This is a genomic window from Ruegeria sp. AP12 (assembly GCF_056540025.1).
On the sequence record NZ_JBQFVZ010000001.1, the window covers coordinates 1,537,660 to 1,563,392 of the forward strand.

The 25,733-nt window shown below is 60.2% G+C and carries 28 protein-coding genes and 1 tRNA gene; 14 read left to right on the plus strand and 15 right to left on the minus strand.

The window, feature by feature from the left end; genetic code table 11:
* Positions 1–45 precede the first annotated feature (45 nt).
* The 3 genes from terL to ACR0E6_RS07540 are packed head-to-tail and all read right to left on the minus strand — an operon-like array spanning position 46 to position 3,329.
* The gene (terL, locus tag ACR0E6_RS07530; RefSeq protein ID WP_480582063.1) at positions 46–1,551 is read right to left on the minus strand and encodes a phage terminase large subunit; all 1,506 of its coding nucleotides are present in this window, start codon (positions 1,549–1,551) and stop codon (positions 46–48) included.
* Positions 1,511–1,942, minus strand: a complete 432-nt coding sequence (locus ACR0E6_RS07535; RefSeq protein WP_170463294.1) for a DUF5681 domain-containing protein — start codon at positions 1,940–1,942, stop codon at positions 1,511–1,513. Before ACR0E6_RS07535 ends, terL begins: the two co-directional genes overlap by 41 nt.
* The gene (locus ACR0E6_RS07540; protein WP_480582066.1) at positions 1,935–3,329 is read right to left on the minus strand and encodes a site-specific DNA-methyltransferase; all 1,395 of its coding nucleotides are present in this window, start codon (positions 3,327–3,329) and stop codon (positions 1,935–1,937) included. The genes ACR0E6_RS07535 and ACR0E6_RS07540 overlap by 8 nt, the downstream gene beginning before the upstream one ends.
* A 448-nt stretch (positions 3,330–3,777) precedes the next feature.
* On the opposite strand from ACR0E6_RS07540, the gene ACR0E6_RS07545 reads away from it, so the two are divergent.
* From ACR0E6_RS07545 to ACR0E6_RS07555, 3 genes are read left to right on the plus strand one after another with little or no spacing between them, the layout of a single operon-like run.
* Entirely contained in the window at positions 3,778–4,008 is a 231-nt protein-coding gene (locus ACR0E6_RS07545) for a DUF3489 domain-containing protein (protein WP_170554399.1), read from the plus strand.
* A complete protein-coding gene (locus ACR0E6_RS07550; protein ID WP_170464512.1) occupies positions 4,005–4,421 on the plus strand; it encodes a DUF2924 domain-containing protein in 417 nt (138 codons plus the stop codon). Before ACR0E6_RS07545 ends, ACR0E6_RS07550 begins: the two co-directional genes overlap by 4 nt.
* Positions 4,418–6,097, plus strand: a complete 1,680-nt coding sequence (locus tag ACR0E6_RS07555) for a recombinase family protein (RefSeq protein WP_480429043.1) — start codon at positions 4,418–4,420, stop codon at positions 6,095–6,097. The genes ACR0E6_RS07550 and ACR0E6_RS07555 overlap by 4 nt, the downstream gene beginning before the upstream one ends.
* A gap of 375 nt (positions 6,098–6,472) precedes the next feature.
* Here ACR0E6_RS07555 and ACR0E6_RS07560 read toward each other — a convergent pair.
* A tRNA-Ser gene (locus ACR0E6_RS07560) sits at positions 6,473–6,562 on the minus strand.
* Positions 6,563–6,810: 248 nt separating this feature from the next.
* On the opposite strand from ACR0E6_RS07560, the gene ACR0E6_RS07565 reads away from it, so the two are divergent.
* The 8 genes from ACR0E6_RS07565 to ACR0E6_RS07600 are packed head-to-tail and all read left to right on the plus strand — an operon-like array spanning position 6,811 to position 14,178.
* Positions 6,811–7,914 (plus strand): SPOR domain-containing protein, encoded by a 1,104-nt coding sequence (locus ACR0E6_RS07565; protein WP_480582069.1) that lies wholly within the window; start codon positions 6,811–6,813, stop codon positions 7,912–7,914.
* Positions 7,915–7,931: 17 nt separating this feature from the next.
* Positions 7,932–9,098, plus strand: a complete 1,167-nt coding sequence (locus tag ACR0E6_RS07570) for a D-alanyl-D-alanine carboxypeptidase family protein (protein ID WP_170621417.1) — start codon at positions 7,932–7,934, stop codon at positions 9,096–9,098.
* Positions 9,095–9,721, plus strand: coding sequence for a dTMP kinase (gene tmk, locus ACR0E6_RS07575; RefSeq protein WP_170451857.1), 627 nt, complete (start codon positions 9,095–9,097; stop codon positions 9,719–9,721). Before ACR0E6_RS07570 ends, tmk begins: the two co-directional genes overlap by 4 nt.
* Before the next feature lie 3 nt (positions 9,722–9,724).
* Positions 9,725–10,846, plus strand: coding sequence for a DNA polymerase III subunit delta' (locus tag ACR0E6_RS07580; RefSeq protein ID WP_480582073.1), 1,122 nt, complete (start codon positions 9,725–9,727; stop codon positions 10,844–10,846).
* Positions 10,843–11,649, plus strand: coding sequence for a TatD family hydrolase (locus ACR0E6_RS07585; protein ID WP_170451862.1), 807 nt, complete (start codon positions 10,843–10,845; stop codon positions 11,647–11,649). The genes ACR0E6_RS07580 and ACR0E6_RS07585 overlap by 4 nt, the downstream gene beginning before the upstream one ends.
* Entirely contained in the window at positions 11,646–12,443 is a 798-nt protein-coding gene (locus ACR0E6_RS07590; RefSeq protein ID WP_480582076.1) for an MBL fold metallo-hydrolase, read from the plus strand. The genes ACR0E6_RS07585 and ACR0E6_RS07590 overlap by 4 nt, the downstream gene beginning before the upstream one ends.
* A gap of 45 nt (positions 12,444–12,488) precedes the next feature.
* Positions 12,489–13,421, plus strand: a complete 933-nt coding sequence (locus tag ACR0E6_RS07595) for an AEC family transporter (protein ID WP_170451866.1) — start codon at positions 12,489–12,491, stop codon at positions 13,419–13,421.
* 58 nt (positions 13,422–13,479) lie between these two features.
* A complete protein-coding gene (locus ACR0E6_RS07600) occupies positions 13,480–14,178 on the plus strand; it encodes a CbiX/SirB N-terminal domain-containing protein (RefSeq protein ID WP_480582079.1) in 699 nt (232 codons plus the stop codon).
* 11 nt (positions 14,179–14,189) lie between these two features.
* On the opposite strand, the gene ACR0E6_RS07605 is transcribed toward ACR0E6_RS07600, so the two are convergent.
* From ACR0E6_RS07605 to ACR0E6_RS07625, 5 genes are all read right to left on the minus strand, one after another.
* Positions 14,190–15,182: a diguanylate cyclase domain-containing protein gene (locus ACR0E6_RS07605; RefSeq protein ID WP_170451877.1), complete on the minus strand. Its 993-nt coding sequence runs from the start codon at positions 15,180–15,182 to the stop codon at positions 14,190–14,192.
* Positions 15,179–15,766: a heme NO-binding domain-containing protein gene (locus ACR0E6_RS07610; RefSeq protein ID WP_170734391.1), complete on the minus strand. Its 588-nt coding sequence runs from the start codon at positions 15,764–15,766 to the stop codon at positions 15,179–15,181. The genes ACR0E6_RS07605 and ACR0E6_RS07610 overlap by 4 nt, the downstream gene beginning before the upstream one ends.
* A gap of 106 nt (positions 15,767–15,872) precedes the next feature.
* Positions 15,873–17,432 carry a trimethylamine methyltransferase family protein gene (locus ACR0E6_RS07615; protein WP_480582083.1) on the minus strand — a complete coding sequence of 520 codons (1,560 nt, stop codon included), beginning with the start codon at positions 17,430–17,432 and terminating at the stop codon, positions 15,873–15,875.
* Positions 17,433–17,550: 118 nt separating this feature from the next.
* Positions 17,551–18,243 (minus strand): HAD family hydrolase, encoded by a 693-nt coding sequence (locus ACR0E6_RS07620; protein ID WP_480582086.1) that lies wholly within the window; start codon positions 18,241–18,243, stop codon positions 17,551–17,553.
* Positions 18,244–18,266: 23 nt separating this feature from the next.
* Positions 18,267–18,548, minus strand: coding sequence for a DUF3572 domain-containing protein (locus tag ACR0E6_RS07625; protein ID WP_480582089.1), 282 nt, complete (start codon positions 18,546–18,548; stop codon positions 18,267–18,269).
* Positions 18,549–18,636: 88 nt separating this feature from the next.
* Between ACR0E6_RS07625 and ACR0E6_RS07630 the strand changes: the two genes are divergently transcribed.
* Positions 18,637–20,037, plus strand: coding sequence for a diguanylate cyclase (locus ACR0E6_RS07630; protein ID WP_480582092.1), 1,401 nt, complete (start codon positions 18,637–18,639; stop codon positions 20,035–20,037).
* 1 nt (position 20,038) lies between these two features.
* On the opposite strand, the gene ACR0E6_RS07635 is transcribed toward ACR0E6_RS07630, so the two are convergent.
* Genes ACR0E6_RS07635 through ACR0E6_RS07650 form a run of 4 tightly spaced genes read right to left on the minus strand, consistent with a single transcriptional unit; the run spans position 20,039 to position 21,943 of the window.
* Positions 20,039–20,512, minus strand: a complete 474-nt coding sequence (locus tag ACR0E6_RS07635; protein WP_480582095.1) for a periplasmic heavy metal sensor — start codon at positions 20,510–20,512, stop codon at positions 20,039–20,041.
* Positions 20,509–20,862, minus strand: coding sequence for a hypothetical protein (locus ACR0E6_RS07640; protein ID WP_480582098.1), 354 nt, complete (start codon positions 20,860–20,862; stop codon positions 20,509–20,511). Before ACR0E6_RS07640 ends, ACR0E6_RS07635 begins: the two co-directional genes overlap by 4 nt.
* On the minus strand, positions 20,855–21,469 hold the full coding sequence (locus ACR0E6_RS07645) for an RNA polymerase sigma factor (RefSeq protein ID WP_480582101.1): 615 nt from the start codon (positions 21,467–21,469) through the stop codon (positions 20,855–20,857). The genes ACR0E6_RS07640 and ACR0E6_RS07645 overlap by 8 nt, the downstream gene beginning before the upstream one ends.
* A gap of 6 nt (positions 21,470–21,475) precedes the next feature.
* A complete protein-coding gene (locus tag ACR0E6_RS07650; protein ID WP_170630449.1) occupies positions 21,476–21,943 on the minus strand; it encodes an EF-hand domain-containing protein in 468 nt (155 codons plus the stop codon).
* Positions 21,944–22,142: 199 nt separating this feature from the next.
* On the opposite strand from ACR0E6_RS07650, the gene ACR0E6_RS07655 reads away from it, so the two are divergent.
* Together ACR0E6_RS07655 and ACR0E6_RS07660 are read left to right on the plus strand one after the other, a co-directional pair.
* The gene (locus ACR0E6_RS07655; RefSeq protein ID WP_480582104.1) at positions 22,143–22,550 is read left to right on the plus strand and encodes a DUF983 domain-containing protein; all 408 of its coding nucleotides are present in this window, start codon (positions 22,143–22,145) and stop codon (positions 22,548–22,550) included.
* 25 nt (positions 22,551–22,575) lie between these two features.
* Positions 22,576–23,277, plus strand: coding sequence for an NUDIX hydrolase (locus ACR0E6_RS07660; RefSeq protein WP_170630450.1), 702 nt, complete (start codon positions 22,576–22,578; stop codon positions 23,275–23,277).
* A gap of 8 nt (positions 23,278–23,285) precedes the next feature.
* Here ACR0E6_RS07660 and ACR0E6_RS07665 read toward each other — a convergent pair whose 3' ends face one another.
* Complete coding sequence (locus tag ACR0E6_RS07665; protein ID WP_480582107.1) at positions 23,286–24,953, minus strand: ribonuclease J; 1,668 nt, start codon at positions 24,951–24,953, stop codon at positions 23,286–23,288.
* Positions 24,950–25,729, minus strand: coding sequence for a type III pantothenate kinase (locus tag ACR0E6_RS07670; RefSeq protein ID WP_170523570.1), 780 nt, complete (start codon positions 25,727–25,729; stop codon positions 24,950–24,952). The genes ACR0E6_RS07665 and ACR0E6_RS07670 overlap by 4 nt, the downstream gene beginning before the upstream one ends.
* Positions 25,730–25,733: the final 4 nt, after the last annotated feature.

Here is a 25,733-nt window from a genome sequence, read left to right on the forward strand (position 1 = left end):
CCTCCCAGTACTATTCAACGAGTTTTCAAGCTCAACTCCGAGATCCTACCGTCGCCTGACCCTCTCTCGATTACGCTCCCGACGTTCGATGTTGATCCGGTGGTCGCGGCCCAATGCCCGGTAGAAGCCCGGTCCCTTGGACCAGTTCAGAAAGTGGGCAAAGCTGTCGACCTGATCGTCGTTGCGTCCGCGTGGAAAGGACTGAAGCTCCCGTTTGAATACCGGCAGCCAGGATGCATCTGCAGGCAGATAAACCTTGCCCTCTTCGACAGGACCGCAAGCGGACTGGAACCGGGTTTCCTTGTCCTTGTCGGGTTTAATGCGTTCGTAGCGCCGACGGTCATCACGAAACAATTCGTCCAAAAGAGGTTTGCCGGAGGCCGCATCTTCGATCAGGACACGATCGGGATCCCAACGGCCGACCAGTTGCAGTGCCTTGGCTTTCAGGTCTGGGTAGTCTACCTGCCCGCGCCAGACGTCGATAAGATACCACGCATTTTCGCGGAACCCCCAGGTTGTACAGACAGAGAAATCAGACCGGGGGTCTGCCGACATGCCCGTATCCCAGCTCTGAACCACCAGTTGGAACCAGCGGCGATCTTCGATGGTCTCGTAGGTGCCAAACCACTCCCAGCGCAAGGGCGACCCGTCGGGAGCAATGGGGTTCTGCTGATACTGGCAATTGAACACGGCCGCGCCCATTTCGCGACGCTTGGTATCCAGCGTTTGCTGATCCAAACGGGACGGGCACAGGAGATCACCCGGTTTGCGGTGAATGACCCTTCCACGCCCAAGAGGAACCACTTCATGGTCTTCGGCGATGGCAGGCAGATTCAGATGCCGATATGTCCCGCGTTCGAGCAGATAGCCCGGCGGATCCATCTCGTGCAACCGTTGCGCAACCATAACCACGCGCCCTTCGGCCGGATTGTCGAAGCGCGACAACAAGGTCCCCTCAATGAACTCCTGTGCCTTGATCAGCTCGGCTTCGGAGCCGGCATCTCCGGCTTTCAGCAGGTCATCGATGATGATGTAGTCGGCGCCATGACCGGTGACAGAACTTCCAATGGAGACAGCCTTACGGCTGCCTCCCTTTGTGGTGCGGATTTCTTCTGAGGTATTGCCCTTTCTAGCCAAGACCGTTTCAGGGAACATTTCCCGGTACCAGCGCGCAGACATGATCCGACGACAATCTTCGGAATGTTTGCGCGCCAGATCCAACCCATAGCTGGCAACGATGATCTTGGCGCTGGGGTTATGACCGAGAAGATAAGCGACATATGCAACAGCCACGGTGACCGATTTCAGGCACCGGGGCGGAATGTTGATGATCAACCGCTTGTTCTCGCCGATGCGTACGTTGTCCAACTCATGGCACATTGCACGCACATGCCAGGCCGGATCAAAGCCGCGGTCAACCCCCTGGTGCAGCGTGCCAAACACACGCCACACGAAGGGAAAGAAATTGTCCCGGCAAACCTCGCGAGCGGCTTGCACGACGATTTTTGGATCAGGAGTCGTCATCTTCCGCCTCCTCGTTTTCCAGATCACCGTCACCGTCCAGTTGGCTGGAAAAGAAATCCCGGAGGATGTCGTAGTCGACAGCGTCCGGCTCAACCGCACGGACGCTTTCTTGCGCGTCCAATTCACTTGCGTTGAACAGATCTGTGTCCAGCTTAAGCAGCGCCATCAACAATTTCGTGTCGCCCTTCAACGCGCCTGCTGTGAACCGCTTGGCAATTGCCTCAGCCTTGGAAATCCGGATTTCGTGGCTGCCTTCGCGAACCGTAATCTTGGTTTCCAATTCGCGTTTCAAGCTGGCATTCACCCCTTTGGCACCTTTCGGCCGCCCTTTCGGATTGCCAGAGCGGCCTTTCTTGAACCGGGTCGCTTTGGGCGGCTTGCCGAAACCCACCTCGTAGTCTTTCGTATCGTCAGACATGATCCGCCTCCAGCTCTGAAGTGGCATCGGTTGCCGCAGAATGCGCATCGAACGTCTGGCCGGTCACCGCGTGCACGGCGTTCTCACCAGTCATCTCCTGCCAACGGCGGATGGCGACATCGACATAGGCCGGGTCGAGCTCAATGAGCCGCGCCCGCCGCCCGGTTTTCTCTGCTGCCAGCAAGGTCGCCCCGGACCCGCCAAAGGCGTCTAAAACAACATCGCCGCGATGGCTCACATCCATGATGCCATCCGCCACCAAAGCTGTCGGTTTCACCGTGGGATGATCTGAGAGGTCAGCTTCGCGCCCCGCCCCAAAGCTGTTCACACCGGCGTAATCCCAGACGTTGGTCCGGTTGCGCCCGTGTTTGCCCAGCTCGACGTTGTTGATGTGCGGCGCACCAGGCTTCTTGAAAATGCAAATCAACTCATGCTTGGAGCGATAAAGGCTGCCCATTCCCCCGTTGGTCTTGTTCCAGACGCAGAGATTGATGAGATCAAAACCACCTGCCTTGCCCGCCGCAATCAGTTCTTCGATATGACGCCAGTCCATGCAGATCATTGCAATACGCCCGTCTGGCAGACAGCCAAACAACTGGGTGATCACGCCTGAAAGAAAGCCGCGGAACTCGCTATCCGACATTTCCCCCGACGCCATGGCAAACTCGCGGTGTTCGGCGCTATTGCCGGACCGCACATGCCCATTGACCGGCACGTTATAAGGAGGATCGGTGAAGACCATCTGCGGGCGCTCGCCTTCCAGCAAGGTGTCGTAGCTCTGGGCTTGAAGGGCATCCCCGCAGAAGATGCGATGATCTCCGAGAACCCAGAGGTCGCCCGGCTCCGTGATTACGGGTGCCGCAGGGTCCGGGGCCTCTACACTTTCCGCTTCCGTCTCCGTGGCCTCGCCCGCACTATCGATGATGATGTCGATCTCCGGTGCCTCGAACCCCATGATTTCCAGATCAAAATCCAGCTCGCCATCAAGGCTGAGATCCATCAGCTCGGCAAACTCAATCTGCAGAGCAGCTTCGTTCCAGTCGGACAATTCCGCCAGCTTGTTGTCCGCAATGCGCAGAGCGCGCACTTCCGCTTCTGACAAGTGATCCGCGACAACAGTCGGTACGGAATTCAACCCCAGGGCCTTGGCGGCTTCATAGCGGCCATGACCCGCGATGATTGTGCCCGAACCATCCAACAGGATCGGAGTGACAAAGCCAAACTGGGCCACCGATGCCTTCAGTTTGTCGACATTCTTGGCCGCGTGCACGCGGTTGTTGTTGGCGTAGGGCTTGATCTGGCTGATCTGGGATTGGATAACTTTTTCGGCCATCCAGATAGGCGTATTGGACGCCTGGACGTCGCTGTGTGTGTTTTTAGCAGGCATAACCGCCTCCTTTTGCGTGACGCCGCGCGGACGTCGAGATGGAGGGATCGCGTTGGAAAATCGGAGAGAGCACAAATCGCAACTCCCCGGACCAATCGATCCGAGACGTTGCTCCTTTGAATGCTCTCTGCGGAAACCTGTGTTTCCAATGAGTGCTGCCTGCGGGAGCAGTTTCCCGCCCCGATAGTCCGGGCGATTAGGTCGAATGTAGGTGCCATCAATACGAGACGCAACCCCCCAAACTAAAAGTAACCAATTAAGATTGTTAACGAATAATCGGTGGTACGGCAGCGTCGCACTTCAAAACACACGCCTCCAGTAATCGTTTCAGAAAGAGCTGGACTGTTGCCGTAAACCACGCATCACTGAACCTACGCCCGAGCCATTCGGGCGCTCCTCGGTACCGGGGTTCGGCATCTCGCTGACCCAAGATCAGAGGAGACAGTTCATGTCCAAACGGAAGCAAACCAAAATTGACAAGGTTCAAGCTTTGTTGCGTCGCCCGAGCGGCGCCAGCCTTGAGGCGCTCTGCAAAGCAACGGGGTGGCAGCTTCATTCGGTCCGAGCGGCTCTAAGCGGCCTGCGGAAAAAAGGCGTCACAATTGAAAGGCGGACATCCGACAAACCAGATGGTTCTTCCACCTATCACCTGACTGTGGGAACAGGAGAAGAGTCATGACCAAGACTAGCGATGTTGCCGATCTGGCCGTCATGGGACGATCGGATCTGGTCACGCTTTGGCAGCAACTGTTTGATCAACCCGCCCCCGCCATGCTCAGCCAACCCTTTCTGCGCCGCTTTATCGCCTTTGAGATGCAGTCCCGCCGTCACGGCGGGCTACCCCGGCAGGTCAAAGCCACGCTGGAAAAGGGCTCTGGGAAGAAACCCCGGCCTACATGCCCTGCCCTAAAACCCGGCGGGCGCCTGCTACGCGAGTGGAATAGTGTGACCCATGTAGTCGACGTTACAGAAGACGGCTTCACTTGGAACGGTCGGTCCTATCGCTCACTCTCGGCCATCGCCCGAGAGATTACCGGCGCGCATTGGTCAGGGCCGCGTTTCTTTGGGCTCACCGGCAAGGCGGCCAAATGAGCCCGCGCCGTAAAATCCGATGCGCCATCTACACGCGCAAGTCCTCAGAAGATGGTCTGGATCAGGACTTCAATTCGCTGGATGCGCAATATGAGGCCTGCGCGGCCTATGTCGCAAGCCAGCGACATGAAGGCTGGACCCTGTTGTCCGGGCGCTACGATGACGGTGGCCTGTCGGGCGGCACCCTAGAGCGACCCGCCCTTCAGCGCCTTCTTGAAGAGATCGATGCCGGGCGTATTGACATGGTGGTGGTCTACAAGATTGACCGGCTGACCCGGTCGCTTGCCGACTTCTCTAAGCTGGTCGACCGGCTGGAACAGGCAAACTGTTCTTTTGTGTCCGTCACGCAGGCCTTCAATACCTCATCTTCCATGGGCCGGTTAACGCTGAATGTGCTGTTGTCCTTTGCTCAGTTTGAACGGGAAGTCACCGCCGAACGTATTCGCGACAAGATTGCAGCGTCGAAGAAGAAGGGGCTTTGGATGGGTGGCAACCTGCCTCTGGGCTATGATCGCCACCCCGATCCGAAGGCAAGAACGCTGGTGGTGAATGAAGAGGAGGCCAGAACGGTCCGGCATCTCTTTGGGCTTTATGACGAGCTTGGTTGCCTGCGCAAAGTAGAAGAACGGGCAAAGGCAGAAGACCTGCGGTCAAAACGGGTTGTTCGGACAGATGGCAGTGTGAAGGGGGATTGTCCGCTGTCACGGGGTCAAATCTATTACCTGCTGCGCAATCCGGTCTATCTCGGAAAAATCCGCCACAAGGATAAGATCTGGGACGGACAACATCCGGCGATCATCGATCAGGACATCTGGGACCGGGTGCAGGAAAAAATGCGACAGGCCTCCAACCGCTCGCGGGCACGCGGCGACTCCGATGCGCGCCAACACTCCACTGACCCCGGGGCCTGGCTCACCGGTCTGCTGTATGACGAAACTGGTGATCGGTTGACGCCGACCCACACCACGCGCAAAGGCCGACGGTTGCGCTACTATATCTCCAATCGACTGATCTCAGGCGGCAAGGATATCTCTGGCTGGCGACTGCCCGGCCCTGCGCTGGAAAACGCGGTCATTGATGTCATCGTCAGACATTTGCAAGACGCCGCCGCGGCGCACCAAGTACTGGCGCAGCCGGAGGCCGGGTCAGCCGAGGCAGTTCAGACTTCAGTTGCGGATTTAGTAACCCGGCTTCTAGGCCATGGCTGTCAGATCGGCGCTGCTCTTCTGGCCAAAGGCAAACTTGCACGAGGACAGATCGACCTCGAATTTAACCCCAAAACTCTGGCAAGCGCACTTGGCATCGCCGCCGATCATCTGCACCCGGATCTCACCCACGTCACCGCATCTTTCGATCTGCGCCGCCGCGGCGTCGAGGCTAAGGTCATTGCCGGGGACGTGGCACCCCAACCTGATCCCCACCTCCGGTCCATGCTGATCCGCGCACATGGCTGGGCCCGTGATCTGAAGGCCGGAGTTCAACTGATGGAGATTGCCCGCCGCGAAAGCGTCCCTGACGCCTTCATCCGCACCCGTGCTCAGCTCGCCTTTCTCTCACCAAAAATTCAAACGGCGATTCTCGACGGGACCCAGCCGCCCGAACTCACACTCAAGCGTCTGGTCAGCGTGACCCACCCACTTGAATGGTCCGAACAGGAACGCCTGTTCGGCTTCTGACATCTCCAGCTCCTGCGTCCCTGATACAGACTTCGCCCTCCCTGATCCGGCGGAACAATTCCCTGTTCGCACGAGGAAATTCCCTGTTCCACATTTTAGGGAATTTGCAACATAAACCTCTGAGAAACATACAGTTCTGATAGAAGAAATGACGGAAGTCAGTCCCGGTTTGCGAAAATTCCCTGTAAATTGCAGGTTATCAGGGAAATCCAGCCCAAAGCGACCCCGCTAAAATGCGACACTGAGACTGGCGCCTGAATTGTCCTCTGAATGTACGGTTTGCTTCGTCTCTGATTAAAAGCGCATGCGCCAACGCGCGGGAATTGCGTAACAATTCCGGATCAGAAAATACAACTGAAGTGAGACAGGTATGAGTGGCGGGGAGACAGGGATTCGAACCCTGGGAACGCTCTCACGTTCAACGGTTTTCAAGACCGCCGCATTCGACCACTCTGCCACCTCCCCGTCGAAGGCAGGGTCTAAGGCCAACTGAAATCAGAGGCAAGTCGAAATCGGGAAATCTTGCCGAAGCCTGCGCAGCAGTCTTTCCATGACACCTCGCCCGCGTTATGCTCTGGCGGTAAGACCGTAGCAGGCTGGCGCGCAGAACCGGCCCTGCGGCGGGGCTCGGAAAAACGAGGCCCTTTCAGGCAAGGGATGAAAAGATGAAGCGAGCAACACAGACACGCGCAAGATCGCGAGGACTGGCTGTTTTGGCTGCGACTTTGACCGTTTTGTCCGGGTGTGAGGAAGTTTTACAATCACAGAACGCGTCTGAAGATGGCGCAAAATCCGGGGACGACTCGAAGATCGAGTTGCTGCCTCAGGTCACCAGCGCCTCGCAACGTGATGTCGAGGCGCCGGATGTGTTTTCCGTCACCGAGGCAGGTTTGTGGGACGGGCGTCCATCGCTGGGCGGTATCTGGGTCGCACATCCTGACGTCAAGCAGCCCGAACGCGTGCTGATCAAGAACACCGCCAACAACAAAACCATCACCGGCGCGCTGTTCCGGCGGGAACGCAATTTGCCGGGTCCGGCGCTGCAGGTATCCTCGGCGGCAGCAGAGGAATTGGGAATGCTGGCCGGTGCCCCAACCCGCGTCAGTGTCGTTGCCCTGCGCCGCGAAGAGGTCGAACAGAAGCCACCTGCCGAGGAACCCGCCCCCGAAGCGGAAACAACCAGTGACGAGGCCGAGGTCGCGGCAGCCGAAACCGCGCCGGATACCGCGGCCGAGGAAAAGCCCGCCAAGCGGAAATGGTGGCAACGTAAGGAACCCGCAGCCGCGGCAGGCGCAGCCGGTGCCGCCGCCGCAGCAGCAGGGTCCGCAGCTGAGGACGTGGCAGAGACGGCGGTCGATGCCGCTGCACCGGAAGCCAGTGCAGCCGCCGCGCCGGGCCTGTCCGATGCTCCGGTCGCGCCGCCGCCCGAAAAGCCAGCCAAGCGCAAGTGGTGGCAAAAGAAGCAGCCAGACGAAATCACCCAGACGCCGCTGGACCCGATCGAAGGCGCAGCCGCCGCGATTGAAGCAGCCGAACCTACACCGGCAGCCGCTGCGGCGGCCACGGCGGCGGCCCCCTCGAACCTGTCGAAACCCTTCGTTCAGGTCGGCACGTTCAGCGTCGAGGCCAATGCCAAGTCCGCAGCGGACAAGGTTCGCAAGAACGGCATGACCGCCGACGTGCGCGAACTGAAAACCGAAGACAAAACGGTCTGGCGGGTTCTGGTCGGCCCCGCCGCGACCCGCGCGGAACGCAAGGCTATCCAGAGCGACGTGAAGGCCTTGGGCTTTACCGACGCGTTCACCGTGTCCAACTGATAACAGGAGGCGCCCCCGTGCTATCCGCATTGCGAACATCCGTATTCACCCTTGGGCTGGCCGTTCTGGCCCTGCCCGCGCACGCGTTCGATACCTCGGCGCGCGCGGCTTATGTGATGGACCAGACGACCGGGACGGTTCTGCTGTCGAAAGACGCCGATCAACCCTTGCCTCCGGCGTCGATGTCAAAATTGATGACGCTGTATGTCGCGTTCGAAGCGCTGCGCGACGGGCGGTTGACCCTGCAGGAAACCCTGCCGGTGTCCCAACATGCAATGAGCTATGGCGGCTCGACCATGTTCCTGAACACGCAGGATCGCGTAACGGTCGAGGACCTGCTGCGCGGGATCATCGTGCTTTCGGGCAATGACGCCTGTGTGGTGATCGCCGAAGCGCTCAGCCCCGATGGCACCGAGGCGGGGTTTGCCCGCTACATGACCCAGCGCGCCAAGCAAATCGGTATGGACAATTCGAACTTTGCCAACTCGAACGGCTGGCCCGCTGCCGGGCATATGATGTCGGTGCATGATCTGGCGGTTCTGGCCGACAGGCTGATCACGGATTTCCCGGAATACTACCCCCTGTTCGCCGAAGAAGAGTTTGAATTTGACGGGCGCGCACCGTCCAACAAACGCAACCGGAACCCCCTGCTGCGGCTGGACATCGGGGCCGACGGGCTGAAAACCGGCCACACGCAAGAGGCGGGCTATGGCCTTGTCGGCTCGGCCAAACAGGGCGACCGCCGGGTGATTTTCGTGCTATCGGGTCTCGACAGTACCGCGCAGCGGGCAGAGGAGGCTGAGGCCGTGGTTAACTGGTCGTTTCGAAATTTTGTCGAGAGGACAGTTGCCACCGAAGAAGCGCCGATAGCCGAAGCCAAGCTGTGGATGGGCGAAAAAAAGACCGTGGGTCTGGTGCCCGAGGGTGATCTGAACGTGTTGTTCCCCGTTCTGGGTGCGCAAGATGTCGAGGCCGAGGTGGTCTATGAGGGCCCGATCAATGCGCCCGTCACCAAGGGCCAGCAACTGGCCGAACTGGTGATCAAACCCGAAGGTCTGCCCGAAATCCGCCGCCCTCTGGTCGCGGCCGAAGATGTACCGCTGGGCGGGTTCGTGGTGCGCATGATGACAGTGGGCGGCATTGTCCTGAAAGACGTGATCAATAACCCGCTGGAGTCGATGTGACGCAACGCGGGTTATTCCTGACCTTTGAAGGCATAGACGGATCAGGCAAATCAACTCAGGCCCGGATGCTGGCCGAGTATCTGCGCGACGATGGCCATCAGGTGGTGTTGACGCGTGAACCCGGCGGCTCGCCGGGGGCCGAGGAAATCCGTCGGCTGGTGCTGGAAGGCGACCCCGATCGCTGGTCGGCGGAAACCGAGTTGTTGCTGTTCACCGCCGCCCGCCGCGACCATCTGGAGCGGACCATCGAACCGGCTCTGGCCGATGGCATGGTGGTGATCTGCGACCGTTTTGCCGACAGCACACGCATGTATCAGGGCCTGTCGCGCGGCAATCTGCGCGGGCTGGTGGATCAGTTGCATGATCTGATGATCGGGCGCGAACCGGACATGACCCTGTTAATCGACATGGACCCGGATACCGGCCTGTCCCGCGCCAAAGGCCGTCAAGGCACCGAGGAACGGTTCGAGGATTTCGGCCCAGCCCTGCAAAAACAGATGCGCGCCGGGTTTCTGGCCTTGGCGGATGAATTCTCTGACCGGTTCCGCGTCGTCGATGGCAATCGCGACATGGACAGCGTCGCACAGGATGTGAGAGATATCGTCGAGGCAGCCCTGCGATAGACGATGAGCGACGACACCCCAACCCCAGATCAGGCGCCCGGCGCGCCGCATCCGCGTGAAACCGCCCGCCTGTTCGGGCAGGACGCGGCGGAACAGGCGTTTCTGACCGCCTACACCTCGGACCGGCTGCACCATGGCTGGCTTCTGACCGGCCCGCGCGGGGTTGGGAAGGCAACGTTGGCCTGGCGGATCGCGCGGTTCCTGCTGGCAACGCCCCCTGCTGATGACGGTGGGCTTTTTGGCGCGCCTCCGCCCCCTGAAACACTGGATATTGATCCGGATCATCCGGTCTCGCACCGTATCATGGCGGGGGCGGAGCCCGGTTTGGCGGCCATTACACGTTCGCTAAACGATCAGGGGCGGTTGCGCGGCGAGATTGTCGTGGATGACATCCGAAAGCTGGGCAAGTTCTTCGGCCTGTCTTCGGCGGATGGCGGACGGCGTGTGGTCATCGTCGATTCAGCGGATGAGTTGAACGTCAGCGCCGCAAATGCGCTGTTGAAAATGCTTGAGGAACCGCCCGCGCGGACCACGCTGTTGCTGATCTCGCACCAACCTTCGCGCCTGTTGCCGACGATACGGTCGCGGTGTCGGACCCTGCGCTTGTCGCCGCTGGGGCCCGAGGACATGCAGGCCGCACTGGCGCAGACCGGGGCGGAACCGCCTGCGCAGCCGGATCATCTGGCCGCGCTGGCTGCCGGGTCGGTCGGCGATGCCGTGCGTCTGATCAATCTTGGCGGGCTGGAGATTTATGCCGAACTGATCGCCATTCTGGGCACCCTGCCCCGCATGGACCGCCAACGCGCGCTGGCACTTGCCGAAGCCGCCGCCCAGCGCGGCGCAGCAGATCGGTTCGAATTGCTGCTGACATTGATTGACGTCGCCCTGTCCCGCCTTGCCTTGACCGGCGCCACCGGCACCCCACCCGCGCCCGAGGCCGCCCCGAACGAGGCCGCGACGCTCGCGCGCCTGTCGGCCTCACCCGATCAGGCGCGGCGCTGGGCCGAGGTCGCCGCGACAATCACGGCCCGCGCACGCCATGGTCAGGCGGTGAACCTTGACCCTGCCGCTTTGGTTCTAGATACGGTGTTCAAGATACAGGAAACCGCCGGTCAGAGCAGATGAGCGACACCCCCCAAATCACCGACAGCCATTGCCATCTGGACTTCCCCGATTTCGAGGGGCAACTGGACCATATCATCGCCAACGCCGCCGAGGCAGGCGTGACCCGCATGGTCACGATCTGCACCCGTTTGCGCAACGAGCCTTCCGTCCGCGCCATCGCCGAGGCCTACGCTCCGGTCTTCTACGCCGCGGGCACCCACCCGATGAGTGCCGCAGACGAGCCAATGGCAACGGTCGATGAACTGGTCGCTTTGGCGCAACACCCAAAATTCGTGGGCATCGGCGAATCCGGACTGGATTACCACTACACCGCCGACAGCGCCGAGGTGCAGAAACAATCGCTGCGCATCCATATCGAAACCGCCCAGCGCACCGGCCTGCCATTGATCATCCACGCCCGCGCCGCCGATGACGACATGGCCCGCATTCTGGCCGAGGAATACCGCAACGCGCCCTATTCCTGCGTCATGCATTGCTTCTCGTCCTCCGCCGAGCTGGCCAAGGCTGCTCTGGATTTGGGGTTCTACCTGTCCATGTCCGGCATCGCTGCTTTCCCCAAAAGTCAGGAGTTGCGCGACATCTTCGCCGCCGCGCCCGTGGACCGCATTCTGGTCGAAACCGACGCGCCCTACCTGGCCCCGCCGCCCTATCGCGGCAAACGCAATGAGCCTGCCTATACCGCGCACACAGCCCGCAAGGGGGCCGAGGTGTTCGGCATGGATTACGCCGCATTTGCCGCGCAAACGCAGGCCAATTTCGACCGCCTGTTCTCGAAGGCCGCTTTGTACAAGGCCGCTGCATGAATCAGCTGCGGTGCACCATTCTGGGCTGCGGGTCCTCGGGCGGCGTGCCGCGCCTTGGCGGGCAATGGGGCGATTGCGACCCAACGAACCCGCGCAATATCCGCCGCCGCTGCTCGATGCTGGTGGAGCGGGACGGACCAGATGGCATCACATCGGTCCTGATCGACACAACGCCGGACATGCGCAGCCAGTTGCTGGATACCGGCACCGGTCGGTTGGACGGGGTGGTCTATACCCACTCTCACGCTGACCACGTGCATGGCATCGACGATCTGAGGATGATTGTCTTCAACATGAAATCCCGCGTGCCGGTCTGGGCTGATGGCGATACGCAAAACGCCCTGCTTGGACGGTTTGGATATGCGTTTATCCAACCCGAAGGCTCACCCTATCCGCCGATCCTCGATCTGAAATCCATTGACGGCGCTTTCGAAGTAGACGGTCCCGGTGGCCCGATCCCCTTTCAACCGTTCAAGGTCAATCACGGCTCAATCGACGCGCTGGGATTTCGCATGGGCAACCTTGCCTACCTTCCCGACGTGGCCGAGGTCTACGACGACGCGTGGCCTGCGATGGAGGGGCTGGATTGCCTTGTCATCGACGCCCTGCGCCGCACGCCGCACCCGACCCATGCGCATCTGGAAAAGACGCTGGGCTGGATTGAAAAGCTGCAACCGAAACAGGCGGTACTGACCAATATGCATATCGATCTGGACTATGCGACCGTCGAGGCCGAGACCGCCGACCACATCACCCCCGCCTATGACGGGATGGTGATCCATCAGGCGCTGTAAGGACCTGCCCCGCGCAATCCGGATACCGCCAAGCCGGGGGGCGAAATGCTTCAAAGCCTGATTGATGTCATCCTGCCGGTCTTTCTGGTCATCGGTGCGGGCTATGCCGCCACACGATCGGGCTATTTCAAAGAAGTGCATGTCGATGGTCTGATGAAATTCACGCAGGGCTTCGCCATCCCCTGCCTGCTGTTTTTGGCCATCGCGCATCTGGACCTCAGCGCCAGTTTCGATCCGCGCCTGTTGGCCAGCTTCTACTCTGCCGCTGCGCTTTGCTTCACCGCCGGGCTGTTCGGCGCGCGGCTGATCTTTGGGCGCGAGTGGGAAGACTGCGTCGCCATCGGCTTTTGCTGCCTGTTTTCGAACTCTGTCCTGCTGGGCCTGCCGATAACCGAGCGTGCCTATGGGCCTGAAAACCTGACCGGAAACTACGCGATCATCGCGTTCCATTCGCCCTTCTGTTATGGCGTCGGCATCACGGTGATGGAGATCGTCCGAAATCGCGGCCATGGCGGCGCGCGGATGGCACGCTCGGTCCTGTCTGCGATGTTCAAGAACGCTTTGATCCTGGGCATTGCGCTTGGGTTTGTCGTCAACCTCTCGGGCCTTGTCATTCCCCGCGTGGTCGATGAAGCGCTTGGCCTTGTGACCCGCGCGGCCTTGCCCGGGGCGTTGTTTGCACTGGGCGGCGTGCTGGTCAAATACAAGCCCGAAGGCGATTTGCGCACGATTGCCTATGTGTGCTGCATCTCACTGATGCTGCACCCAAGCCTTGTCTGGATCTTCGGCAAATCCACCGGACTGCCGCAGGACCTGTTCCGCTCGGGCGTTTTGAACGCGGCCATGGCACCGGGTTTCAATGCCTATATCTTTGCCAATATGTATGGCCGCGCCAAACGGGTCGCCGCTTCATCCGTTCTGATCGGAACGGGCGTTTCGATCCTGACCGTCTGGCTTTGGCTGGCCGTTTTGGGTTAACACCTGTCTTGACTTGCAGGCCCGGCGACACAGCTATCGCCCAAGAACAGGAGCCGATATGCCGCACGCCATTATTGTTGCCCATGGTCAACCCTCGGATCCCGATCCGGCCGAGGCCTCTTTGGCGCGGTTTGCCGCGCAGGTAGACGCCGTGGCGACCGGTGTATCGGTGCACTCTGCCACCCTCGCGGCCCCCGGATCGCTTGAGGCCATGATGGATAGCCTGCCCGGTAACGCAGTGATTTACCCTTTGTTCATGGCCAAGGGCTGGTTCGTCACCAGCGCCCTGCCGAAACGTGTCGGAAATCGTGGCCTGCAGATTCTGGACCCGTTGGGCGTTGACCCGGAATTGGCCAATCTGGCGGCCTCGGCCCTGCAGGATGCGTTGGTCGCGAACCAATGGCTGGCGTCAAAAACAGATCTGGTGATCGCCGCCCACGGATCGGGGCGCAGCCGCAATCCTGCGATCGTGACGCAGGATTTTGCAAAGACACTGGGTGAGATTCTTGCCTTCAAATCAATTCACGTGGGCTTTGTTGAGGAACCCCCTTCAATTGCCGATGCAGCGAGCAGCGTGGGTCAGAAATCCATATGCCTGCCCTTCTTTGCCTGCACAGGCGGGCACGTGTTGGAAGACGTCCCGCAAGAACTGGACCGCGCCGGGTTCCAAGGGCAGCTGTTGCCCGTGGTCGGAGAGCTTCCGCCCATACAACTCCAGATCGCCCGGAAACTGAGCGCCGCCTTCGAGGCCGCCTGACAAGGGTCAACTCACGACTGCGCTTGCAACAGCGTTGAGTACAGTCGATGGCAGGATCGCCCTTCCCGCTTGGCCTGATACAGCGCCAGATCGGCGGCATGAAGAATCTCTGCCGCTTTGGGCGCATCGAACTGGGTGGAGATCGCCGTTCCGATGCTTGCGGAAATACGGCAGGGCTGTTGTTGAAACATCATCGGCTCATTCAATCGCGCGATCAGGCGCGCGGCGATGGAGGCCAACACATCCTCTCGGGTCAGGCCCTTGAAAATAATCACAAACTCATCGCCGCCGACACGCGCAACGGTGTCGTCGCCCCGCGTTTCCTCGACCATGATCTGGGCGGCTTGCTGCAATACATAGTCCCCGGCGGCGTGACCCAATCGGTCATTCACGGCTTTGAAATAGTCCAGATCCAGATGCATCAGCGCAAACGACGCGTTGGCCGATACCAGATGCCCCAGCATATGATCCATCGCGCGGCGGTTTTTCAGGCCGGTCAAGGTGTCGGTATAGGCTTGCTCCTCGGCGGCCAGCATCGCGCCCTGCAACCGCAGGTTCAGGGACCGCGATGCCTCCATCGCGGCGGATTTCGCCTCGACCAGATACAGAAGTTCGATGGCCAGATCGGTGCCCGAAAAATCGGCACTGGTCAGGGCGTAATCCCGCACCGCGTCCAGGATCGAGATGCCAAATGACAGGTTGATCACCGCCCCGCGCCCATTCGGTAACGGCGCAACAAGCCCTTTCAGGGCGGTTCGGGGTTCATCAAGAAACTTCAGATGCAGCTTCGCCCCGGCCATGGACATCAGCGCCGGAATGGTGGTGACGGTGCGCGGGCGGATCAGTTGGAACACGTCCAAAAAACTTTTTCCGATCAGAGGCATGTCCGGGCGCAGCTTTTGCAGGGTAGGCCCGGCCCGTTCGATTCTCCCGCCTTCATCCAGCAGCAGAAACATCGGGCACAGGGTTTCCAGCAGATGTGCCAGATCCTCGGGTTCTGTCATCCGTTTCGCGCCCCCAAATCGAAATGCCGCCCTTCCGCGAAGGCGCTTTCCACCAACATGATTGAGATAACCTCGGCCGTGTCCTGTTGCCCCTCATGCGACAGCATCACCAGCGCACCATAATCGTCGGCCATGGCCCGCAGGACCCCGACCATTACGCTGGAATAACCCGGCAACCCCGAATAACACAGCAACTGATATTCGGTCGCAGAACGTTCCCGCAACTCCAAGGCTGGCAAGGTCAGGTCCGACACGGCCAGGCGGACGCGATCCGCAAGATCGTCCAGCGAATGCAGGAACTCGACATAGCTGACGCCGCCAAACCTCAGCAGCCGTCGCAAACCCTCCATATTGGGATGCGAGACCAGATAGGTGCCGACGTCTTCGAGTATTTCGGGCTGCGGACGCCCCAGATCGTGGCTCAACGCGTCAAGAACCTGCGCCAGCACGTCTTCGCCATAGATCAACATGGGCTCGAACTCGTGAAACCCCAGCCCCGTCGCCTCGGTCACGCGCAGCCAGCACGATTGACCATAAGTCGCACAGACAAAGGATTGGATCGCCCGATTGATCAGACCATGCATAGGGTGCCCCAGATTGGTTTCACCCTACTGTGGTCTGACAATCCTTAACAAATAGCCAAAATCTGCCCGATTTGCCGAGAATCCGGTCAAGCAAGACGGTCTAAGGTCAAAAATCCGTGGGTGCCCCGCCTTCCGCTTTGCGACGTTCAACAAATTCGGCCAGCTCCTCGCGAATTCCGTCATCCATCGCCGGAGGCTCAAAACTGGTGATGATCTCTTTGAACATGTGATGCGCCCGTTCGGCTGTCCAGATGCCGCCTGCGACCTCCCAACCTTCATAGTTTTTCCAGTCGCTCAGGAAGGGTTGATAAAACGCCGTGGTGTACCGATCCTGCGTGTGCTGGATGCCAAAGAAGTGGCCGTCATTCCCGACCGAACGGATGGCGTCCACGGCGATCTCATCCGGGCCGGTCGCGACAATTTCGGGGTCCATATAGCGTTGAATTTGCTGAAGAACCTCGCAATCCATGATGAATTTCTCGGGGCTTGCGATCAGGCCGCCTTCCAGCCAGCCAGCCGCATGATACACCATGTTCGTGCCCGACTGTACCGCCGCCCAAAGCGAATTTGACGTCTCCCAAACCGATTGCCCGTCCGGTACATTCGCCGCGCAAACGCCCGAGGATCGCATCGGCAGATTATAAAACCGCGCCATCTGCCCGGTCATCTGGGTCGAGCGCATGTATTCCGGCGTTCCAAAGGCCGGAGCGCCGGTTTTCATGTCGACATTCGAGGTAAACGTCCCAATCGCACAGGGCGTGCCGGGGCGGACATACTGGAACAGCGCGATTGCACAAAGCGCCTCGGCCAGCGACTGCGTCACCGCCCCCGCCATCGTCACCGGTGCCATCGCGCCTGCAAGCGTGAATGGCGTCACCACAATCGCCTGCCCCCGCCGCGCCAGACGCAGGCAACCATCGATCATCGGATAGTCGTGTTTCAGGGGCGAGGTCGAGTTGATGTTGGTATACATCCGGGGGCTGGCATCGAATTCGTCGTGGCTCAGGCCGCTTGCGATCCGCACCATCTCCATCACGTCTTCGACCCGCTCTTTGCCCAGCGAATAGGCGTGCATGGCCTTGTCCGTCAGTGTCAACTTGTCATACAGCACATCCAGATGCCGGACGCTGGCATGCAAATCCACGGGTTCGACCGGATAGCCCCCGGCAAAGTGAATGCAGTTGAAATATTGCGTCAGTTTCAGAAGGTTGCGACACATCTGGCGGTTGCCGGGAACCTTCTTGCCGATCTCCATGTCCCAGTAATTCGGCGGCGACGAGACGTTCCCGAACACCATATTCTTGCCGCCGATTTCAATCGTGCGTTCAGGATTTCGGGGGGTGATCGTGAAACTGCTGGGGGCCTTGGCCACCATCTCCATCACGAAATCGCGGCCCATCCGAACGTTGTCGCCTTCTATCGTGCACCCGGCCTTGCGCAGGATCTCAACGGCTTCGTCATTGTAGAACTCGATACCGATCTCTTCCAGAATACGCATCGCGCCATCATGGATCGCCTCGATCCCTTCGGGGCCCAGCGGTTCGGTCGGTCGGTCGGTGTTGACCGGCGGGTTCCATGGCATCTGATCGATAACGGCGCTTCCGCGTCGGGCGGCGGCCCCGGCGCGGCCGCCGCCGCGCCGTTTGCGAGTACTTGTGTCGGCCATCGTCCCCTCCTGCTTTGCTTATCCCAAGCAAGCCTTGAAGACCGTCCGGCAGCCGCTCTGTCTGCGACAGAAAATGTCGGTTTCTTATCCCGATATGCCGAATTTCGGGTCGGAAAGGTTAGTTCTGCGCCAGCCAGACCGGGATATGCCCGATATCCGGCAGAACCACATCAGCCATCGGGGCCAGTACCTCGGCCTTGGCCAGGCCTGTCAGAACACCAATGGTCACCATTCCGGCGGCGCGCCCGGCCTGCAGGTCGTGTAGGCTGTCACCCACCATGGCAATACGCGACGGATCAACGCCGACATGCGCGGCAAAGGCCAGCAACTGCCCCGGCCCGGGCTTATATCCATGGCCGCTGTCATACCCCGCGATAAAGTCGAAATGATCGCGAATACCCACCGACTCCAGGTGCCGAAGCGCGGGGTGTTCGCTGTCATTTGTCGCAACGCCAAGTTTGAGGCCGGATTTCCGCAGACCATCCAGAAACGGCTCCAACGGCACGGCGGGGGCCTGAGTGGCCGCCGCGGCCTCGGTATTCATAAGATCTACCAGTTCGGCAAGCGTATAGCCTTCGACATGAGGCAGCAGAAACTCGGCAATCTCTTCGACCGTGGCTGCGATGACGATACTGTCTTCGGTATATTTTCCCTGTTCAAGGTCATAACCGATCAATCCCCCCAACTCTGCGGCGCGGGAATGGTCACCGTCGCTCAGGCGCATCAGCAGCGACCGCCCGAACGCCCCCCACGTATTGGCAAAATCGAACAGAGTGCCGTCCTTGTCGAAGACGATTGCATCAATGGGCATCGCAGGCTCCTGCTGAGATAGGGTTAGGTCCAGTGCATTTCACCGCCCGCCAGCACCGCGCGGGCCTGGGCGGGTTGGGCATATGGGACCGAATGCGCGTCGCAAAACGCGATGATCCACGAATCATCCATCAGAAGGAAATCCAGAACGGATGCCAAAAACGCAGGGTCGCCCGCATTGGTCCGCAAATCCTGAGACGCAGCGCCGGTTGAGCCAAGAAATACAGGCAAAAGCTCTTCATTTCCGACCAGCCAGCCAAGGGCGGTCAGCGCAAGCGTTTCGGCAGAATCGGCAGAAAGTGACATAAACCGGCCCTGGATTCGGTCTTGGAAAGGGTTTGTTAACCAGACTCATAAACACTTTGTTGACGCATGCAATCAACGGTGAGCGACTATGTCCGTGCAGGGAACCATCCTTGTCCTCGACGGGGTATCAACCAACCGCATTATGCTGAAGGTTCAGCTGACGGCGGCGTGGTATCACGTGGTTCAGGGGGAAAAGCTAAAGGGGCTGCGGGCTTTGCTGCGGCGGGTACGGCCCGATCTGGTTCTGACCGCGCAAACCCTGCCGGACGGGACGGCCGCGGACGTCAAAAAGCTGATCCTGAACGAGCCCGAGCTGGGCGATGTGCCGGTGGTGGCGCTAGCGCCGCAGAATGATAAGGCCGCCCGCCTGCGCGCGCTGAAAGACGGGTTGGACGATGTGATGACCCATCCGTTCAAGGATACGCTGCTTCTGGCCCGCATTCGCAGCCTGTTGCGGGCGCGGGCCGACACGCAGGACCTTCACGTCAACGACACCCCTCAGACCATTGGATTCGCGGAACAAGCCACGGCATTTCTCACGCCACACAAGCCAGCGCGCGTCGATATTCTGTCGCTGACACCCCGAACCGGCGCGATATGGAACAAGGCCCTGTCCCATCAGACACGGCACATTGTCAGCTGGCACACGCAATCCAATCTACAGGCGCTTTTGTCCGGCCCGACCCCGGACGCCGTCGTGATCGAATTGGATGCCAGCCCGAGCGGTTTGAATATTCTCGCCGACCTCAGATCTCGCAGCGCGACGCGCCACACAGTTCTGATCGGTGTACTGGACGACACCAATGCCGCCATGGCGTCCGAGGCTTTGGATCGTGGCGCGGATGCCGTTTGCCTTGGCGGCTTCTGCCCGCAGGAAATTCAGCTGCGACTGGCAAACCAGCTTGCCCGGAAAACACGTATCGATCAGATGCGCGCCTCGCTGAAACGCGGGATCGCCGACTCGTGGATCGACCCGCTGACCGGGCTGCACAACCGACGCTACGGGATGCACGCGATCGAGCAGATCGCCCGCCAATCGCTGAGGTCCGGGCGCGGCTTTGCGATCATGCTGGCCGATCTGGACCATTTCAAAGCGATCAACGACCGCTATGGGCATGCAAGCGGCGACATGGTGCTGACACAGGCTGCGACCCGGATGCAGCGGGTTCTGGGGGACACCGGCTTTGTCGCCCGCATCGGCGGTGAAGAGTTCATGATCGGGGCCTCAAACATGACCCGCGCACGGGCCGTAAAACTGGCAGAAGCGCTGTGTGACAGTATTTGCCAACAACCCTTTCACCTGTCCGACAAACAGGACCCGATCCCGGTTACGATCAGCATCGGCCTCAAACACGCCTCGCCCGGATATGCGTCGCAGGATACACGGCCCGAGCCTGTGGACAGGCTGATGAAATCAGCGGATGAGGCGCTGTATGCCGCGAAAAGAGCAGGCCGCAATCAGGTTCGGATCCGCCAAAGCGCGGCATGAATCAATCGTGCTTCTTGTGCTTGCGGTGGCCACGCTGAACAACCTCTTCCAGCCGCTCGGCATAACCCTGACGTTCTGCATCCGACATCGCCGAGACACGCGCCAACCATTGAGTTTGTAACGCAGCTTGCAATTGGGCCGTTTCCTGTGCCTGTTGCTGCAACAGAACCTCAACAGCCGCCGGATCGAACGGCACCGCGCGCAATGCCTGGCTGATCGCTGCAAAATCCCGCGCCCGGTTACCTGAACGTTCCCGGTGCAACCCCGACAATTCCCCGCGCAGGGATTTGCGGTCGTCTTTGGGCAAAGCGCGATACAAGGCGGGGCCAAAACCCGGTGGGCCCTTGGCGTGGTCACCGCCTTTCAACCGAAGAACCGTCCCCGCAGCAATCCCGACAATCAACAGGTTCAGGGCCAGTGAGAGGGCCAGAACAATCGGCATCCAACGCCGTTTTGGTTTGGTTTCCGCGCTCATTCCGTGGCCTCCAGAAAACTAGTGTCAAAGCCCAAATCCGCTATCAAATAGGACGTGTCCTGTGACGTCACCAAACTGGCCGGGTCGGGCAGAAAGGCAGGAGCGGAAAACCCGATCCAGACACCCGCGGCACTGGCCGCGATCAGGCCGCCAAACCCCTGCCAGCCGCCGATCTGTTCTAGAAAACGGACCCATGGTCGGGGGTCGACCGGCTTCCGGGCTTTCAGACGTTGCAGGCGAACCGCCTCGGCATCGGTCTGAATGCGCACGGCCAGACCATCCGGCAGGTCGTCGCGCTGCGCCCTTGCCTGGGCAAACAGATCATCCAGTTCCATGTCGTCATCAGCCATTTTCATACCCCAGTTCATCCCGTCGTCTGGCCAGATTGGCAGCCAGGCTGCGTTTTCCCCGCGCGGTCAGACTTTCGACCGCTTCTACCGATATCCCCATGATCCCGGCAATCTCGGGGTTGGGCAATTCCTCGATATGGCGCAGGATAACCGCCTGTCTTTGCCGATCCGGCAATTGTGACAAGGCCGCCTGCAATGCATCCTTGCGCGCCTCTTGCTGCATGCGTTCAACCACGCTGACACCATCGTCCTCGGGTTCGGGTACATCCGACAAGGCCTCGGGCCGTTTCTTGCGCCGCAGATCCACACACAGGTTCAGCGTCACCCGGTATAGCCAAGTTGAGACCTTGGCCTGCCCCGGCACCCAATCCGGTGCCATCTGCCACAGCCGCATCATCGCCTCTTGCGTGATGTCTTCCGCCTCGGCCCGGTTTCCCAACATACGCAAAGCCACCGAATAGCTGCGCGACCCCAGACGGTCGGTCAAAAGCCGCGCGGCCCCGGCATCGCCGTCGGCAAACTGCCTCAGCAACACATCGTCGCCAAGGTCGGTTGCAGCGGCATCACCGCCGCAACCTGTATCTGGATGGGAGGTCAGATCCTCCATCCCGCATCAGTTATTGTCGGCGCCCGCCTTGTGACGCTTTTTGTGATGCCGGCCCATTTTGTCTTTTGCATCGGCAAATTCCTGTTCCGAGATGCTGCCGCTGTCATCCGCATCGATCCGGTCAAACATCTTGTCAGCCCGGCGTGGTTTCGGCAACTCATCCTGGCTCAGAAAGCCATCGGCGTTGGCGTCATGCTCTTCGAACATCTTGGTGATACGCTCGTCCGACCGTTTCTGGGCCGCCGCCTGCATTTCTTCGACGCTCAATTGGCCGTCGCCATCGGTATCTGCCGTCGTGAACCGCGCATTGCGATGGGCGGTCATCTCGTCCTTGGTGATCTGCCCATCTCCGTTTGCGTCCAGTTCCTGAAACGAAACGGGCTCACGATCTTTGGGCCCCGCCGCCAGAACGGATGTGCCTGTGATGGCGACTGCTGCAAGTACGATACCCGCAATGAAAGTTGAGTTTTTCATGGTTGGTTTCCCTTGTTTGACGCGGCCTCATCACCGCTGCTCATATCCATTCAAACGGGGCGCGCCGGGGTTTCCGTCGCAAAGGTCAAACTTTTTTTGATATTTGGCTTGGGCGCGTCGTTGCCCGCATCGGCACAAAGCGACGCACCCCCCTTTAAACTCGCGGGCACAAGGCGCAATATCCGGCAAAGATGAGCGCATGAGTTATATTATGGACCAGACGATCGAGACCCCGACCGAAGATGAGCGCCCGACATGGCCTGCTTTGGTCAAAGGCTTTCGTGGCCGGTGCCCCAAATGTGGTGAGGGCAAGCTGCTGCATAGCTATCTGAAGGTGAACGACCACTGCCCGAACTGCGGGCAGGAGCTGTTTCATCACCGCGCCGATGATGGCCCGGCATACCTGACGATTCTGGTGGTCGGGCACCTGCTGGCCCCCGCGCTGCACGTCTCGTACGTGCATTGGCGGCCGGATCCGTGGACCATGGCCATCGGCTTTTCCATTGCCTGTGTGGCGCTATCGCTGTACCTGCTGCCCCGCCTGAAGGGGGCCATGGTGGCCTATCAATGGGCGCGCCGGATGAACGGGTTCGAGAAAGCCTCATGAGGTCATCCATCGGAACCGGCCACGCATGAGCATCGACAAAACAGCAATACGGGACGCGGCGACAGTCATTGTCTTGCGCAATCGCCTGACGGATCCATCGATCCTGATGGGGCAACGCGGCACCAATGCCGTGTTCATGCCCAACAAGTTTGTTTTCCCCGGCGGCGCGGTTGACCCGTCGGACGGGAATATTCCTTTGGCCACGCCGCTGCCCGGTTTGTGTCATGACCGGCTTGCCGAACAATCCGCGCCCGATCTGCAAACCGCGCTGGCCGCCGCTGCGATACGCGAATTGTGGGAAGAAACCGGACTGGTTCTGGGTCAGCCCGGCGCTTGGCCCGCAACCGTGCCCGAGGATTGGGCGCAATTTGCCGACATGGGATTTCTGCCATCCGCCAAAGGCTTACAGTTCGTTTTTCGCGCGGTCACGCCGCCCGGTCGCCCACGTCGATTTGATGCGCGGTTCTTTCTGGTCGATGCGGATGAGATTAAGGGCGATCTGGACGATTTCAGCCGTGCCTCGGACGAGCTGTCGCATCTGCAATGGGTCCAGCTGGACCGCGCCCGTGATCTGGACCTGCCCTTCATCACCGAAGTTGTTCTGGCCGAAATCGCAGCGCGCGTGACCGATCCGACGCCACCGGCATCGGTTCCCTTCTACCAGAACCAGGATGAGGCCAGCCTGTTTCTGCGCCTGCGCGGATACCCGATGCCGGATGCCGACTGACGCCGGACTTACTTCATCCGGCTGATCACAACGGTAACTTCGGGCTTCTTGCCGATCTCGGTCTTGGCGGTCTGACGCACGATCCGGCGCATCGCCTCTTCCAGCTTGTCATCGTCGCGCAGGGTCTTGGCTTCGGCCCGCATCAGGAACTGGTTCAGGTCTTCCTCCAGCACCTCGACCAAAACGGCCCGCGAGGTTCCGGTTTCCGGTAGGCCCATCATATCGCACCAGGGTTCACCCAGCGGCTCGTCCTCTTCATCCAGAATGACCGTGACGGTGACATGCCCGTTCAGCGCCATGCGAATACGGTCGCGGACAATGCCGTCCAGCGCGCCGATCTTGACGGTGCCGTCCAGATAGGTGCGTCCGGTCTCGACATAATCCACAACCTTGGGCGCATTGCCGGTCAGGTCCAGCATGGTGCCGTTGACGGCAAGGATACCGGTCCGCCCGCCAGCCTCGGCCAGTTTCGCATGTTCGCGCAGGTGGCGGTGTTCGCCGTGCATCGGGATGACCATCTGAGCGTCAGTCAGCGCGTGCACCTTCTCAAGATCAGGCCGGTTGGCGTGGCCCGAGACGTGATACAGCCCCGAGCTGTCATCGACCACATCCACGCCCTTTTCGCTGAGCTGGTTCATGATGAAGATCACGCCGCGCTCGTTTCCGGGAATGGTCTTGGAAGAGAACAGGAACAGATCGCCCTCTTTCAGTTCGATCCCGCGATACTTGCCGCGTGCCAGTTGCGCGCTGGCGGCGCGGCGTTCACCCTGACTGCCGGTCACGATCAGCATCAGGTTCTGGCGCGGCAGGTCCACCGCCTCTTCGGCGCTGATCACCTTGGGGAAGTCCGACAGGATGCCGGTTTCCGTCGCCGCCTCGATCATCCGGCGCATGGCGCGGCCCAGCAGAACAACCGACCGCCCGGCGCGCTGCCCGGCCTCTGCCAATGTCTTCACCCGCGCCACGTTCGACGCAAAGGTGGTCGCCACAACCATACCTTGGGCGCTTTCAACCAGTTTTGTGATCTCGGGCCCAACTTCGGATTCCGAGCGTCCGGGATGGGCTGAAAACACATTGGTGCTGTCACAGACCAGCGCCTTGACGCCCGATTTGGCAACCTCGGTCCACAGGTCCGGGTCAAACGGTTCCCCCACAACCGGGTTCGCGTCCAGTTTGAAATCGCCCGAATGCACGATCCGGCCCGCAGGCGTGTCGATCACCAGCGCCGCGCTTTCGGGGATCGAATGCGAGACCGGCAGGAAACCCACGGTGAACGGACCAGCCGAGACCTGCTCGGGCCAGGCCGAGGCGGTGCGCACCGAGTCTTCGGGGTGGCCATGTTCGTCCATCTTGCGGCGGGCGATATTGGCGGTGAAAGCACGTGCATAGACCGGCGCGCCAAGTGCTTCGTAACAATGGGCCACGGCGCCCACGTGATCTTCGTGCGCGTGGGTGATAAAGATCGCCTCAAGCCGGTCGGCGCGGTCCTGCAGCCATGAAATATCGGCGTGGATCAGATCAACCCCCGGCGTGGTATCCATATCCGGAAACGTCACCCCAAGATCGACGAGGATCAAGCGTTCTTTGCCCGGCTCACCATAGCCATACACATAGGCATTCATGCCGATTTCACCGGCCCCGCCCAGCGGCAGGTAGATCAGTCTTTCGCTGCTCATGTCGAGCCATTTTCCTTGTTATAGCGATGGATCACGGTCAGGCCGTGCATCGTCAGATCATCTTCGATTGCGTCGAACCCCACGTCGGCCTGATCGAACAAGGGTGCGAGCCCTCCGGTTCCAACGACTTTCATCGGCATTCCGTATTCGGCCTTGATGCGGGCGATCAGCCCCTCGATCAGACCGGAATAGCCCCAATACACGCCGGATTGGATACAGCCAACCGTATTCGTGCCAATCACTTTGTCCGGCCGCGTAATGTCGATATGCGGCAACGCCGCAGCGCCCTGATGCAAAGCCTCCAGGCTGAGGTTCACCCCCGGCGCAATGATACCGCCGACATAAGCGCCGTCGGCGGCCACGACGTCGAAATTGGTCGCGGTGCCGAAATCCACCACCACCACATTGCCGCCATGCCGGTCAAACGCCCCGACCGCGTTGGCCAGACGATCCGGGCCAGGCACGGTGCCTTCATCCACGCGGGGCGTCACAGGCAACAGGCAATCGGGTTTACCCACCACCCATGGCCGGCAGCCAAAGAACCGATCCGCAAATATACGAAGGTTGAACACCACGCGCGGCACGGTCGAGGCGATAATCACATCCGTGATCTCGGCCTCGATGCCGTAATGTTTCACCAGCGTCGAATACCAGGTGAAATAGGCGTCCGCCGTGCGCGAATGATGGGTCGACGTGCGTAGGGTGCACAGGAAGGTTTCGCCATCCCAGATCGAGAATACGGTGTTCGTGTTGCCGCAATCGATGGCCAGAAGCATCTGC

What these genes read in the sequence shown, in the direction of transcription:
- ACR0E6_RS07535 (WP_170463294.1), bottom strand. Translation starts at nt 1,942, where the DNA reads ATGTCTGACGATACGAAAGACTACGAGGTGGGTTTCGGCAAGCCGCCC.
- ACR0E6_RS07610 (WP_170734391.1), bottom strand. Translation starts at nt 15,766, where the DNA reads ATGCATGGTCTGATCAATCGGGCGATCCAATCCTTTGTCTGTGCGACT.
- ACR0E6_RS07580 (WP_480582073.1), top strand. Translation starts at nt 9,725, where the DNA reads ATGAGCGACGACACCCCAACCCCAGATCAGGCGCCCGGCGCGCCGCAT.
- ACR0E6_RS07640 (WP_480582098.1), bottom strand. Translation starts at nt 20,862, where the DNA reads ATGGCTGATGACGACATGGAACTGGATGATCTGTTTGCCCAGGCAAGG.
- ACR0E6_RS07585 (WP_170451862.1), top strand. Translation starts at nt 10,843, where the DNA reads ATGAGCGACACCCCCCAAATCACCGACAGCCATTGCCATCTGGACTTC.
- ACR0E6_RS07595 (WP_170451866.1), top strand. Translation starts at nt 12,489, where the DNA reads ATGCTTCAAAGCCTGATTGATGTCATCCTGCCGGTCTTTCTGGTCATC.
- ACR0E6_RS07655 (WP_480582104.1), top strand. Translation starts at nt 22,143, where the DNA reads ATGAGTTATATTATGGACCAGACGATCGAGACCCCGACCGAAGATGAG.
- ACR0E6_RS07615 (WP_480582083.1), bottom strand. Translation starts at nt 17,432, where the DNA reads ATGGCCGACACAAGTACTCGCAAACGGCGCGGCGGCGGCCGCGCCGGG.
- ACR0E6_RS07540 (WP_480582066.1), bottom strand. Translation starts at nt 3,329, where the DNA reads ATGCCTGCTAAAAACACACACAGCGACGTCCAGGCGTCCAATACGCCT.
- ACR0E6_RS07660 (WP_170630450.1), top strand. Translation starts at nt 22,576, where the DNA reads ATGAGCATCGACAAAACAGCAATACGGGACGCGGCGACAGTCATTGTC.
- ACR0E6_RS07550 (WP_170464512.1), top strand. Translation starts at nt 4,005, where the DNA reads ATGACCAAGACTAGCGATGTTGCCGATCTGGCCGTCATGGGACGATCG.
- ACR0E6_RS07545 (WP_170554399.1), top strand. Translation starts at nt 3,778, where the DNA reads ATGTCCAAACGGAAGCAAACCAAAATTGACAAGGTTCAAGCTTTGTTG.
- ACR0E6_RS07590 (WP_480582076.1), top strand. Translation starts at nt 11,646, where the DNA reads ATGAATCAGCTGCGGTGCACCATTCTGGGCTGCGGGTCCTCGGGCGGC.
- ACR0E6_RS07665 (WP_480582107.1), bottom strand. Translation starts at nt 24,953, where the DNA reads ATGAGCAGCGAAAGACTGATCTACCTGCCGCTGGGCGGGGCCGGTGAA.
- ACR0E6_RS07650 (WP_170630449.1), bottom strand. Translation starts at nt 21,943, where the DNA reads ATGAAAAACTCAACTTTCATTGCGGGTATCGTACTTGCAGCAGTCGCC.
- ACR0E6_RS07605 (WP_170451877.1), bottom strand. Translation starts at nt 15,182, where the DNA reads ATGACAGAACCCGAGGATCTGGCACATCTGCTGGAAACCCTGTGCCCG.
- ACR0E6_RS07635 (WP_480582095.1), bottom strand. Translation starts at nt 20,512, where the DNA reads ATGAGCGCGGAAACCAAACCAAAACGGCGTTGGATGCCGATTGTTCTG.
- ACR0E6_RS07630 (WP_480582092.1), top strand. Translation starts at nt 18,637, where the DNA reads ATGTCCGTGCAGGGAACCATCCTTGTCCTCGACGGGGTATCAACCAAC.
- ACR0E6_RS07620 (WP_480582086.1), bottom strand. Translation starts at nt 18,243, where the DNA reads ATGCCCATTGATGCAATCGTCTTCGACAAGGACGGCACTCTGTTCGAT.
- ACR0E6_RS07670 (WP_170523570.1), bottom strand. Translation starts at nt 25,729, where the DNA reads ATGCTTCTGGCCATCGATTGCGGCAACACGAACACCGTATTCTCGATC.
- ACR0E6_RS07645 (WP_480582101.1), bottom strand. Translation starts at nt 21,469, where the DNA reads ATGGAGGATCTGACCTCCCATCCAGATACAGGTTGCGGCGGTGATGCC.
- ACR0E6_RS07625 (WP_480582089.1), bottom strand. Translation starts at nt 18,548, where the DNA reads ATGTCACTTTCTGCCGATTCTGCCGAAACGCTTGCGCTGACCGCCCTT.
- ACR0E6_RS07600 (WP_480582079.1), top strand. Translation starts at nt 13,480, where the DNA reads ATGCCGCACGCCATTATTGTTGCCCATGGTCAACCCTCGGATCCCGAT.
- ACR0E6_RS07555 (WP_480429043.1), top strand. Translation starts at nt 4,418, where the DNA reads ATGAGCCCGCGCCGTAAAATCCGATGCGCCATCTACACGCGCAAGTCC.